Genomic DNA, 11,779 nt, shown 5'->3' on the forward strand with positions numbered 1-11,779 from the left:
ATCATTCTGAGGTCCGGTTTAGTGATTAATTTTTAGGCAATGAGCGTTAATGCCGGTTTATTGGATGAGAGGAATCTCCAGTTTGATATTATGCTCATTGAGGAGTACGGAGATATGTATCTTGTTTGCAAGTGTCCTGATCTCATTGTCGGCATCTGTGTATCTGCCGTTCGCTTTGACGGTAAGCTGTATCAGAGGTTCTTTTTTCCCGGAGATGACCACATGCTCACCAATGAGAAATTTCAGTGTAATACTGATGGAGTCCGAAGACCTGAAGGCGTTAAGTGTTTTGCGAAGGAGTTTGGAAAAGGTGTTCTGATCTACCTGGAAGGGAGGTATGTCCTGGTCGGTCAGAAGCTGCAGATGATTGGGATTCTTTGTTTTGAAAAGTGCAATGTTCGCCTCTAGCAGTATATTGATGTCTGTCGTGATGAGTTTGTCTGTATCAAGAGGCACCGTAGATTTGACCCGCGGGGCATTGTAAAAACGGATGAAGATCTGCTCTTCGTTCTCATAGCCTACAGTAATGGAGTAGAAATTGAAAGCCTCATAGGTTAAATTGACGGCAGTGGTCTTGTAGCCGAATGACTGTGGCGCATAAGAGAGTGCAATGTCGTAGAGCTCCTGTTTGGAAGCATACCCGAAGAGAATTTCGGCTGCATTGTTGAGGTAGAGTATTTTTCCCTGGTTGCTAAAAAGGATGAAGGGACTGTTGTCCCATTCGACAAAAGGCTGAAAATCAATCGATAGTGTGTTCATGTATTTTCTTTCTGAGCGTATTTCTATTAATGCCCAATACCTGGGAAAGTTTCAGTTGGGAGCCGTATTTTTTCAGTCCGGCTTCGATGAGGGGTTTTTCGTAGAGTTCAAGATACTCTTTATAGGCATTGTTGCCCGTAATATGTTCCATTATATAATAGTAAACAGCCTCCTCAATACTTTTTTTATCCATGGTACGTATGGTTAGGAAAGTATAAATGGCTCTTTTGAGGCTTTTGCTGTTAGCACTGAGATCCATTTTGAATTCTGAAAGGTCGGCAGGCAGTTTTTCAATCATCAGGTCATGCTGCGCCTGCTGGAAGAAGAGGTCTCTGATATAGAGAGCGTCCTGCGGCCGTTCTTTGAAAGAAGGCATCGTATAGATAAATGCGAAAAGTGTATCTATGGTACTGTAGTTACCGGCAAAGTTGGCAGTGGCAATGATACGTTTGTTGTCAAAGTCAAGCGCTTCCTGATTGCTGAGCATTTCAAAATCAGTGATGATCAGTTCATCCTGTTCCTCAAGAGCCTGTTCTACCTCTTTCTGCACTTTTCCGGAGACCATAGGGGCCTGAGGAAAAAGATAGCGTGCCAGACTTTTTTTCCCTGTATGGGCTTCCCCTATGATGATAGAAGAGACAAAAAGGGTTTTGGTGAGGTTGAAACCTTTGATGATCTGCTGTACCTGCTCTGATGTGGTAAAAAACTGTTCCATAGACGCACTTTAAAATATAAATAAATGATTAAAAAATAATCATTTTTCTCTAAAGTTATTATAACCAATCTATGTTAAACTAATAAAATCATTTTATTTACGTCAGCAAGGTAAAATTATAAAAAACACGTTCAGACATTTTTGTATTTACAATCCCCATCTCTCACTGGAACAATCCATTGAGTATTTTTCCATACTTGGCGGTATGGAAGAGTGTATTGATCTGGATTTCTTTGAAGATATCTTTTCTATGGTCAAAAAGAACTTTGTAGATGATTTTGCAACGTTCCAGTCTCTTGTCTCTCCCTCCTACCTGCTTGAAAGACCTTACAGGGAAGTGCTCTCTGCCGTGGCCAGAGGTGACGGGAAGTTCTACTCGGTATTACGAAAAGCACGCTTGAGTGAAGGTGCGGGAGAAGAGATTGTTCGGGAACTTGTTGAAAAAGGTATCCTCTACATAGAACCTTCACGTGAACAACCTTTGCGCATACACCCCAAACAGAAGATCAAAAAAGAGTTGCGTTCCTACCGTATACAAGACAAGCTGCGTTTTGGCATACCCTTCATGCGTTTCTGGTTCGGGTTTGTTACTCCGTACCGTGAAGAGTTGTTACATGGAGAGGGCAGTGCCTTTCTGGAGAATTTCGAGAAACATTACGAGCGTCTGCGTTCTCTGGTCTATGAACAGTTGTGTAACGATATGTTCTGGCAGTATTATAGTAAGAAAACGCCGCTGTTGAGTAATGGAAGCTACTGGGACCAGTACAGCGAATTCGATCTGCTTGCAGTCACTTCAGACAAGAAAGTGATACTCGGAGAATGCAAATACAAAGAGCGTAAAGTGTGCAGGAACGAACTATCCAAACTGAAGGCGAAAGCACAGAAGTCCGGGATAGCGGTAGATATATATGTTCTCTTTTCCAAAAACGGTTTTTCCAACGAACTGATGCAAAGTAAAGATGACAGCCTGCTGCTCTTCGACCTGAAAGATCTAAAGATGCTTCTCTAAGCCCCACAGAACAGTTTTGCATTAAAATACCCAAATAACCTAAAAGAAGACCCGTTTTATTTTTAAATAAGCTTGTTTTGGCTATAAATACATTAAAAAAATAGAAAAGCCGATAAAATTTAAGGTTCTATGGGTTTTTCTAATTATGATTGGACCGTAAAAAGATGAGAATATTAACTGTAGGCTTCGATGACGAGTATGTCAAAGAGCTCGAAAAAGAATTGGACAAATATTTTATTTGTATTGTAGACAATGCCAAAGACCTGTACGACGCAACGAATTTTACGGACTTTAGACATTATGAGCTGGTAATCATCGTTGATGAGGGAGTGAAGTTCTCTCTTGAGCGTTATGTAAATGAAGTGAAAAAGAAAAAGAGTGAAACAAAGATCATGATCTTGACGGATGATTACCGTCAGCAGGAATCTTTCTTTGCTCTGGGTGTGGATGATGTCATTTACAACCATTGCGAACATCCTGATCTTATTGCGGCAAGGGTCCTTGCGAACATGAGACATCTCTTCGGTACAACGGTTGATATCGGCAAGCTGGTCATTGATATCTCCAACAAAAAGATCGAATACGATGAGAAGATCGTTTCCCTCAATGGCAAGACCTTTGACATACTTGCCTATTTGGCACTGCGTAAACAGAGGGTCTTCTCGAAAGATGAGATCATCAATGCGCTTTGGGAAGAGCCGGAGTATGTTTCTGACAACACTGTGGAAGTTGCTATTAACCAGATTAGAAAGCGTCTTAAAAGTATACTTGGATTCCAGGTGATCCATACTGTGAGAAGACGTGGATATAAGTTCTCGTATTAAAATTTCTTTGGTAGGGACAAGACATGTCTTGTCTATACAGACTTCTATATTTTCATTGTTGCAAGCAACTTTTTTTCTCTTTTTTAATTTTGATTGGTGTTGTCGGGGACAACACCCTACAGAAGCATAACTTTTATATCAGTATGGACATTGTAGGGTGCTGTGCCCTCACAGCACCAAAACCTAGAGTGTACTCTGCACTTGTTCAATCCAATAAGGAATAACCCTTTGCTCCGCTTTCAGAGTTGTGCTGAGGCCATGACCGGGGTAGATGGTATAGTCTCTTTCTATTTTCAGCGCTTTCTCCAGGCTTTTGATCATATCTTCACCGCTTGAGGCCGGGAAGTCCCAGCGTCCGATGCTTTGCTGGAAAAGGAAGTCACCGCTGAACCAGACATCGCCTATCTCTATGACGGAGCATCCCGGGGTATGTCCGGGAAAGTGTCTGTACTGTATCTTCACGCCTGCAATCTCGAGAAGTTTGTCACCTTCTACTTCGTAGTCTGGTACACTTTTGGGCGTGCCCTGTCCAAGAGGATCGTCGGTGAGCATAAAAACATCGTCTTTGGGGCAGTAGATGGGGATGTCAAGTTTCTCTTTGAGCTCTGCATTGCTCCAGACGTGGTCGAAGTGACCGTGTGTATTGAGGATGGCTATGGGATTGGTAACATTGCTCAGCACCCACTCTGTCGCATCGACACCGGGGTCTATGATGAAATCTTTCCCGTCCACAGTGACGATATAGCAGTTGGTCTGGTAGACCCCCATGGGTTGTATTTTAATCTCCATCGGTTATAATCTCCTTATGAATATCTATGAACTCCTCGAAGAAGCCATCCTCACTGACGATATCGCCCTGAAAGAGGAGTTGACACTTCAGTGTTTGGCGTATTGTACCAAAAATGAAGTGAATGATGTTGATTTCACTCCCCGTCTGTTTGAAACCCCTTCCTATGCTTCCAAATGTCAGATCGTCGACCCCAGAGAACTTCCTGCACGAAAAGATTTTGATACGAACGAAGGATTGGCTACACTCATCCATGCCATTGCACACATTGAATACTCTGCCATAGACCTTGCACTCGATGCGGTCTACCGCTTCCCCGAGATGCCTGTTGCCTACAAAATAGACTGGCTGGAGGTGGCCCAGGATGAGATACGCCACTACAAAATGCTCAGGCAACTACTGGATGAGGTAGGGTACCGTTACGGGGACTTCCCTGTTCACTGCGGACTATTTGATGCAGCTAACCATACAAAAGATTCCGTATTGGACAGAATGGCGATTGTTCCGAGATACTATGAGGCTTCGGGGCTGGATGTCAATCCGCAGATCATTAAAAAGCTGGAGAACAAACGGAAAAATCCTGTGGTAGCAAGACTCATAGAAGTACTTGATGTGATCTATGATGAAGAGATCGTCCATGTCCATAAAGGGGATAAATGGTTCAAATACCTTTGCGAAAAGAACGGACTGGATGAGAGTGTCTATTTTGAAATACTCGAACGCTACAAACTTTTGGGCAAACACCGTCCCCACATTAATGTGAATGCAAGGAAAGAGGCGGGCTTCACCTGCAGTGAAATACTGCAACTGGGTGCGAAACAGTGTCAGTGACCCAAGCCTATGAGCAGATGCTCTTTCATCCCCGATGGTACCACTATCCTGTCATCCTGCTATTGCTTCCGCTCTCTATTTTGTATGGAAGTTGGATGCTGTTCCGTAGAATACTTGCTTATAAAAAAGATTTTGGTATTCCTATTGTCAGTATAGGAAATCTCATTGTCGGAGGAAGCGGTAAAACCCCTTTTGTCATTGCGCTTGCATCCCGTTACAGTGACGTTGCGGTCATTTCACGCGGATACGGCAGGAAGAGCAACGGACTGGTCGAGGTGAGCCGGAGGGGAAAGATACTTGTTTCCGTCGAGCAGAGTGGGGATGAAGCAATGTTGATGGCACTTTCCCTCCCCAATGCTTCAGTCATTGTAAGTGAGGATAGGCATGAAGCGATCGCTTTGGCAAAGGGGCAGGGGGCGAAGCTCATCATTCTTGATGATGGTTTCAACCGGGTTGAGATAGAGAAGTATGAGATCCTTCTGGAGCCCGAAGAGATCAAAAATCCATTTCCGTTCCCATCCGGTCCTTTCAGAGAGTTTGCTTTCACCAAAAAATATGCAGACCTGGTACTCAAGGAGAAAAGGGATTTTGAAAGAGTGGTAAGCTATGGAGATCCCACATCCAGAATGGTTCTTGTCACAGCCATCTCCAACCCCAAACGCCTGGAACGTTATCTTCCCACAGGAGTAGTAGGAAAAGTCTACCTGAAAGATCATGCCTATTTTGAAAAAGAGATGCTTGAAAGGCTGATGCAAAAGTATGAGGCACAAAGTCTGTTGGTCACCCAAAAGGATCATGTCAAAATGGCGGGCTTTAAGTTGCCTGTCTCCCAAATTAAGTTAGAATTAAAGATAAAAGATGAGGTCTTTACAAAAATCGAAAGATATATTCAAACCTATCATTCATAAACTTCTTTAAAAAGGAATCTATAAAATGAAACATAAGATCGATGTTGTCAAAACACTATTGGATGCCCTTCCGTTCATCAAGAAATTCTCCAATGAAAAGATCGTTGTCAAATACGGCGGTGCCGCGCAGACAAGTGCCGAGCTTAAAGAACAGTTTGCACAGGATATCGTACTGTTGCATCTAGTTGGAATGAAACCCATTATCGTACACGGCGGGGGTAAAAGCATTACCCGGCTTTTGGCGGACCTGGGCGTAGATACCACGTTTGTAGACGGGCAGCGTGTAACGACCAAAGAGGTGATGCGTATCGTCGAAATGGTACTTTCAGGTGAGATAAACAAAGAGATCGTCTCGCTTCTGGACAATCATGGGGCCAAAGCTATAGGCATCTCCGGAAAGGACGGTGGCTTTCTCAAAGGTATGCCAAAGGATTTTGAGAACTTTGGTTATACCGGTTTGATAGAAGATATCGACCCGGAGATCGTTGACAATATCATCGATGACGATGCCGTTCCTGTGATCGCTCCTATTGCAGGCAGTAATATTCTGGGACATCCCGGGTTCAATATCAATGCGGACCTTGCGGCAAGCAGGATTGCTGTGGCTCTGGAAGCCAGAAAAATACTCTTTCTGACGGACACTCCCGGCGTATTGGACAAAGAGATGGAACTGATCACCAACCTGAGCATCGAGCAAACGGAAGCCCTGAAAGAGGACGGAACCATACAGGGCGGCATGGTTCCCAAGGTCGATGCCTGCATCGAAGCACTCAGAGGCGGTGTAAAAAAAGCACATATCATCGACGGACGCGTAGAACATTCACTTTTGCTGGAGATATTGACAAGTACAGGTGTGGGAACCTGTATAGAGTTGTAAAAAAGAGGGGGGAAAGAAAGTATGAAGCTGTTTACATATGTTTTTTTCCTGATGTCAGTATACATAGGTACGGCTTTGTCTGCTCCCATAAAACCACTCCCCCAAAGCGTGAAAGCGGACTGGAAAAAAGTTCCGTTAGGCCAAAAGCTTTTTTTTGATCCCCACCTGTCAGCAGATGGTACGGTTTCCTGTGCCAGCTGTCATGATCTTGAGAAAGGGGGAGATGATGGCTTGAAGTACTCCGTCGGTGTCAGTGGAAAAAAAGGGAATATCAATGCACCCACCGTTTACAATGCCGTCTTTAATTTCAGGCAGTTCTGGGATGGACGTGCCGAAGATCTCAAAGCACAGGTCTTCGGTCCCATTGAGAATCCCGTAGAGATGAACATGACTATGGCACAGACTGTGGATAAATTGAAAAAAGATCCAATGTATGTATCTGAGTTTGCAAGAATATACTCCGACGGCATTACGCAGGAGAATGTTGCCGATGCCATTGCAGAGTATGAAAAAACCCTTATTACACCCAATGCACCTTTTGACCGCTATCTGAAAGGAAAGCAGGGTGCCATAAGCCGAGAGGCTGAAGAGGGATACAAGCTCTTTACATCCAAGGGATGCATCATCTGTCATAATGGCGTTAATGTGGGAGGGAATTTTTACAACAAGTTCGGTATTTTTAAAGATGCCAACAGCAGCTCCCTGGGACGTTTCAATATTACCAAACGTGAAGAAGACAAATATGTCTTTAAGGTACCTTCCCTGAGGAATGTAGCATTGACCGCACCCTATATGCATGACGGCCGGGCCCGGACGCTTCAGGAAGCTGTCGGGATCATGTCGGAGCACCAGCTTGGAAGGTATATAACGGAGGATGAGATCAGGAAGATCGTTGCCTTTCTCGAATCATTAACGGGTGAGCTACCCAAAAGTGCCAGGAAGAACTGAGCATGAAACTGATAAAAACACTGCAAAAGAGGGTAGACAGTTTTTATCTTTTTTTTGTATTTTTTGCCATACTCCTCATTTCCCTCTTTTTCTATCTGCTTCATGGCGACAGAAAGATACGGCATTATGACGAGTATCGGCAAGTCCTTCAGGAAATGGATGCACTTGAACACCAACTGGATTCGATCTTTTTTAAAAAATACCAATTCCTGGACTATGATGAAACAAGTCACCTTTCCAAAGCATTTGAAGAGAAGATAGCCTTTTTCAAGAAGAGTGCGCTGAGAGAGGAGTTCGGGGAACATATCTATGATGATTTCAGGACTGTAGAAGAGGTGTTTAAACAAAAAAGTGATCTGCTGATACGCTTTGAGGCATTGAATGCAAACCTGACCAATTCCATACATAGCATGTACGACCTCAAAAGGGAGATCAACAATCGTCATAAGCACGATGCCAAAAATCTTGATCTGATCAATACACTTTTTTTTCAGGTAGGACAGATCTATATGGGACTCCCTTATGACAAAGCAGCATTCAAGCGATCGCTCTCTTTGCTTAAAGTGTGCGGTAATGAAGACAAACTGCTTCAGTATCTCTGTCTGCATCTTGAAAATTTTGTTGCCAATACTGTAAAACTCGATGCAATCATAGAAGAGAATGCACACATAGGGCTTTCCAAGAAGATTATTCACCTTTCGAATGAGATGAATCTACGTTATAACCAGGTTCGAGAAGAGCAAAAAATGATAGGATTAGGCTTCTTTGGCTTGGCCTTTTTCATGCTGTTTCTTCTGGTCTTTAATTATATCCGGGTCAAAAAAGCGGCAAAAGAGCTGCTGGCTTTCCGTTATGCCATAGAGAACAGTGACAATGTGATTATGATTACCGATGCAGGTCGGTACATAGAGTATGTCAATGATGCTTTTGAGTTAGAAACAGGGTATAAAAAAGAGGAAGTGTACGGCAAGAACCCCAATATTCTTAAATCCGGTCTTGTACGTCCAGAGGTCTATAAAGAGATGAATGAGACACTTGACCGGGGAGAAAAGTGGGAGGGGGAATTGATCAACAAAAGAAAAGACGGCTCTCTCATTTACGAGAGAGCATCCATCGTTCCTATATTCATGGATGGTGAACTGCAACAGTATCTGGCCATCAAGCTTGATGTCACAGAGTATATCCGGCAGCAGAAAATACTGCAGCAGGCTGCAACAGTGTATGAGAATATCGCAGACGGTATCGTCATTACCGACGAGCATAAAAATATTGTTTCTGTCAATCCTGCCTTTTGTGATCTGTTTGGCTACAGGGAAGAGGAGCTGTTAGGTAAAGAACCTATGGTCATTATGTTATTGAAAAAAGATATCGTTTTTTATAAAAATATGTGGCAAAAGCTGTTGTCTCAGGGAAGATGGTCAGGAAGAGTTGAAAACAGGGCGAAGAACGGAGAGCTTATCCCTATATGGCTTACCATTGCGGCAGTGAAAAATGAGAACGGAAAAATTCAAAACTATATTGCCATCTATACGAATCTCAAAGAGATTATCGAAATGGAAGAAAAGGCCAACTATCTTGCCTACCATGACAGTCTGACAGATTTGCCCAACCGTATACGTTTTGAAAGTTATATGGCCGATACTCTGGCCCTGGCAAAAAGAGATAAACAGACTATAGCGGTACTTTTTATCGATCTGGACCGATTCAAAGTGATCAATGATACACTGGGGCATCAAATCGGTGACGAAATGCTTGTCCGGCTTGCCCGTCGTATCGGGAATCAGTTGGAAAGCAATGCCTTTTTTGCACGCATAGGAGGCGATGAGTTTGTGGTGGTCATGTACCTGAAAGAGCACAGGAAAGAGGCAGGCATATTGGCAGAAAGCCTACTGAAAGTTATCCGTGAGCCTATCAGAATACAGGACTACTATCTCTATACGACAGCAAGTATCGGTATTGCCGTCTATCCCGATGACGGTGAAGACAGAAGTGAGATTGTCAAGCATGCAGATTCGGCAATGTATCATGCTAAAGAAAAAGGAAAAGACACTTACCGGTTCTATACCGGTCAGTTGTCACTGGATGTTCAGTCAAGACTGGATCTTGAACAGGAGTTGCTGCATGCACTGGGCAAAAATGAATTCTCTCTTCAGTATCAGCCCCAGTATTCACTCAAAAGTGGCAGAGTGAACGGTGCAGAAGCACTCCTGCGGTGGAAGAATACACATCTCGGTGTTGTCTCTCCTGACAGGTTTATCTCTGTTGCCGAGGAGACGGGAATCATTATTGATCTCGGATATTTTGTTTTTGAAGAAGCATGCAAAACCTATATGCAATGGAAAAAAGAGGGAGTTGAGATCGACAGTATTTCCATTAATTTCTCAAGTATACAGTTCAGAGAAGAGCATATTTTTGACCGACTCCAGGAGATCATTCTGCGTACGGGTATCCCTGCAGATAAAATAGAGGTAGAGATCACGGAACGTTTCATTATGGAATATTCGACGACCAACCTTACCATTCTTGAAGAGCTGCGTAACATCGGCTGTAAGATTTCTATCGATGATTTTGGGACAGGCTATTCATCCATGAGCTACCTCAAAAGCCTGGCGATCGATACGATCAAGATCGATAAATCCTTCATTATGGACCTGCCTCACAATTCCAATGATGCAGAAGTCTCCAAAGCGATCATCGCACTTTCGAAGAGTTTGGGGTATGAGGTTATAGCGGAAGGCATAGAGACGGAGGAACAGGAAGCATTTTTAAAAGAACACGGATGTGACACAGGCCAGGGCTTTTACTTCGCCAAACCTATGTCGGCAGATGATTTTATCGGTTTTTATAAAGCGCATAAGCAAAATAAAATAAAAAAATAGAGTATAATAAAAAAATTTTATATAAAAGGAATAAATCATGAAAAATAAATTATGGTATGCCCTATTGGGAGTCTTAGCCTTTTCCATAACTATCAATGCCGATAAGGCAAAAGTGAAGAAGGTTGTCAAAAAAGAGGCCTATCATGCTGTATGGCAGAGAATTTACGGTGGAACAGAAGATGATATTGCCTATGGTGTCGTAGCCCTTGAAAATGGAGATAGTGCTATTGTGGGTACATGCAAATCCTATGGCGCGCAACGTACCGATATCTGTGTAACGAGAATGTCGGCGGACGGCGCTATGAAATGGCGTCTCTGGCTTGGCGGAAAGAAAAAAGATGAAGGCAAGGCCATTGCCAGGGCAGCGGACGGGAACATTTTGGTACTTGGGCGCTCGAAATTCGGAAAAAGATATGATTATGACCTCTATGTCGCCAAGATATCACTGGATGGCAAGAAGATCTGGGAGAAGAGTCTTGGCGGTGAACGTGACGAATATGCGGGTGGGATTGCCGGTACCGATGACGGTGGTGTACTGGTTGTGGGCAGCAGTGAATCCTATGGTAAAAAAGCGGATAAAGACATCTATATTGCCAAGCTTACCAAAGAGGGTAAGCTTGTTTCCGCCCATACGGTCGGAGGGAAAAAAGAAGATGTCGCCACGGCACTGACACGTACCCGTGACGGGAAGATGGTACTGGTAGGATATAGAGAAGCATCACGTACGGGGAATAGCGATTTTCTCATTATGCAGTTGGACCAGAATGGCAAACAGCGCTGGGTGAAGACCTTCGGCGGTCCCTATGAGGATATGCTTTTCGGTGTCACAGCAACCGTAGACAACGGTATCGTTGCGATCGGAAGTACACGCTCGTACGGAAGTGCGCAAAGTGACTTGACAGTCATGAAGATCGATGGAAAAGGAAAGACGATCTGGCACAAGATCTACGGGTTCAAATATTATGAGTACGGTGAAGCGGTAGCCACGACACGTGATGGTGGCTTTATGCTGGTCGGCGGTACCAATACGCTGGGAAAAGGAAACCACAGTGCGTACCTTCTGGCACTGGACAGACGGGGTGAGCTGATCTGGTCTCATGTCTATGGCGGTGAACGCAAAGATGTAGCTCACGGTGTAGCAAGAATGAGTGACGGGAGTATCATTGTTGTAGGTGAAACGGAAAGTTTCAAACCTGCAAAGAATTTCTTTATCATTAAATTGCGTAAAACAAAGTAATATGG

Annotated in this window: 11 protein-coding genes; 8 read left to right on the plus strand and 3 right to left on the minus strand. The window is 43.7% G+C overall.

Features of this window, described 5'->3' with window-relative positions; all coding sequences use genetic code 11:
* Positions 1-57 precede the first annotated feature (57 nt).
* Positions 58-759, minus strand: a complete 702-nt coding sequence (locus YH65_RS03650; protein ID WP_046550680.1) for a hypothetical protein — start codon at positions 757-759, stop codon at positions 58-60.
* On the minus strand, positions 740-1,474 hold the full coding sequence (locus YH65_RS03655; protein ID WP_046550681.1) for a helix-turn-helix domain-containing protein: 735 nt from the start codon (positions 1,472-1,474) through the stop codon (positions 740-742). The genes YH65_RS03650 and YH65_RS03655 overlap by 20 nt, the downstream gene beginning before the upstream one ends.
* A gap of 205 nt (positions 1,475-1,679) precedes the next feature.
* Here YH65_RS03655 and YH65_RS03660 point away from each other — a divergent pair, with 205 nt between their 5' ends.
* Positions 1,680-2,483: a DUF234 domain-containing protein gene (locus YH65_RS03660; RefSeq protein ID WP_046550682.1), complete on the plus strand. Its 804-nt coding sequence runs from the start codon at positions 1,680-1,682 to the stop codon at positions 2,481-2,483.
* Between the two features lie 164 nt (positions 2,484-2,647).
* Positions 2,648-3,307 carry a response regulator transcription factor gene (locus YH65_RS03665; protein WP_041673031.1) on the plus strand — a complete coding sequence of 220 codons (660 nt, stop codon included), beginning with the start codon at positions 2,648-2,650 and terminating at the stop codon, positions 3,305-3,307.
* 183 nt (positions 3,308-3,490) lie between these two features.
* Here the strand turns inward: YH65_RS03665 and YH65_RS03670 are convergent, their stop codons facing one another.
* The gene (locus YH65_RS03670) at positions 3,491-4,096 is read right to left on the minus strand and encodes an MBL fold metallo-hydrolase (protein WP_046550683.1); all 606 of its coding nucleotides are present in this window, start codon (positions 4,094-4,096) and stop codon (positions 3,491-3,493) included.
* A gap of 16 nt (positions 4,097-4,112) precedes the next feature.
* Here YH65_RS03670 and YH65_RS03675 point away from each other — a divergent pair, with 16 nt between their 5' ends.
* From YH65_RS03675 to YH65_RS03700, 6 genes are read left to right on the plus strand one after another with little or no spacing between them, the layout of a single operon-like run.
* Positions 4,113-4,925, plus strand: coding sequence for a ferritin-like domain-containing protein (locus YH65_RS03675; RefSeq protein ID WP_046550684.1), 813 nt, complete (start codon positions 4,113-4,115; stop codon positions 4,923-4,925).
* Positions 4,916-5,833: a tetraacyldisaccharide 4'-kinase gene (locus tag YH65_RS03680; RefSeq protein WP_245609222.1), complete on the plus strand. Its 918-nt coding sequence runs from the start codon at positions 4,916-4,918 to the stop codon at positions 5,831-5,833. Before YH65_RS03675 ends, YH65_RS03680 begins: the two co-directional genes overlap by 10 nt.
* A gap of 25 nt (positions 5,834-5,858) precedes the next feature.
* The gene (gene argB, locus YH65_RS03685; protein ID WP_046550685.1) at positions 5,859-6,710 is read left to right on the plus strand and encodes an acetylglutamate kinase; all 852 of its coding nucleotides are present in this window, start codon (positions 5,859-5,861) and stop codon (positions 6,708-6,710) included.
* Between the two features lie 21 nt (positions 6,711-6,731).
* Positions 6,732-7,658 carry a cytochrome-c peroxidase gene (locus YH65_RS03690; RefSeq protein WP_084722014.1) on the plus strand — a complete coding sequence of 309 codons (927 nt, stop codon included), beginning with the start codon at positions 6,732-6,734 and terminating at the stop codon, positions 7,656-7,658.
* A 2-nt stretch (positions 7,659-7,660) separates the two neighbouring features.
* Positions 7,661-10,537 carry an EAL domain-containing protein gene (locus YH65_RS11195; RefSeq protein WP_052746078.1) on the plus strand — a complete coding sequence of 959 codons (2,877 nt, stop codon included), beginning with the start codon at positions 7,661-7,663 and terminating at the stop codon, positions 10,535-10,537.
* 37 nt (positions 10,538-10,574) lie between these two features.
* Entirely contained in the window at positions 10,575-11,774 is a 1,200-nt protein-coding gene (locus tag YH65_RS03700) for a hypothetical protein (RefSeq protein WP_046550686.1), read from the plus strand.
* The last annotated feature ends 5 nt before the right edge of the window (positions 11,775-11,779 follow it).

The organism is Sulfurovum lithotrophicum (assembly GCF_000987835.1).
Classification (GTDB): Bacteria; Campylobacterota; Campylobacteria; order Campylobacterales; family Sulfurovaceae; genus Sulfurovum; species Sulfurovum lithotrophicum.

Excerpts from the sequence above, each read along its gene's own strand:
- argB (WP_046550685.1), top strand. The coding sequence starts at position 5,859 with ATGAAACATAAGATCGATGTTGTCAAAACACTATTGGATGCCCTTCCG.
- YH65_RS03675 (WP_046550684.1), top strand. The coding sequence starts at position 4,113 with ATGAATATCTATGAACTCCTCGAAGAAGCCATCCTCACTGACGATATC.
- YH65_RS03690 (WP_084722014.1), top strand. The coding sequence starts at position 6,732 with ATGAAGCTGTTTACATATGTTTTTTTCCTGATGTCAGTATACATAGGT.
- YH65_RS03655 (WP_046550681.1), bottom strand. The coding sequence starts at position 1,474 with ATGGAACAGTTTTTTACCACATCAGAGCAGGTACAGCAGATCATCAAA.
- YH65_RS03660 (WP_046550682.1), top strand. The coding sequence starts at position 1,680 with ATGGAAGAGTGTATTGATCTGGATTTCTTTGAAGATATCTTTTCTATG.
- YH65_RS03700 (WP_046550686.1), top strand. The coding sequence starts at position 10,575 with ATGAAAAATAAATTATGGTATGCCCTATTGGGAGTCTTAGCCTTTTCC.
- YH65_RS03665 (WP_041673031.1), top strand. The coding sequence starts at position 2,648 with ATGAGAATATTAACTGTAGGCTTCGATGACGAGTATGTCAAAGAGCTC.
- YH65_RS03650 (WP_046550680.1), bottom strand. The coding sequence starts at position 759 with ATGAACACACTATCGATTGATTTTCAGCCTTTTGTCGAATGGGACAAC.
- YH65_RS03670 (WP_046550683.1), bottom strand. The coding sequence starts at position 4,096 with ATGGAGATTAAAATACAACCCATGGGGGTCTACCAGACCAACTGCTAT.
- YH65_RS11195 (WP_052746078.1), top strand. The coding sequence starts at position 7,661 with ATGAAACTGATAAAAACACTGCAAAAGAGGGTAGACAGTTTTTATCTT.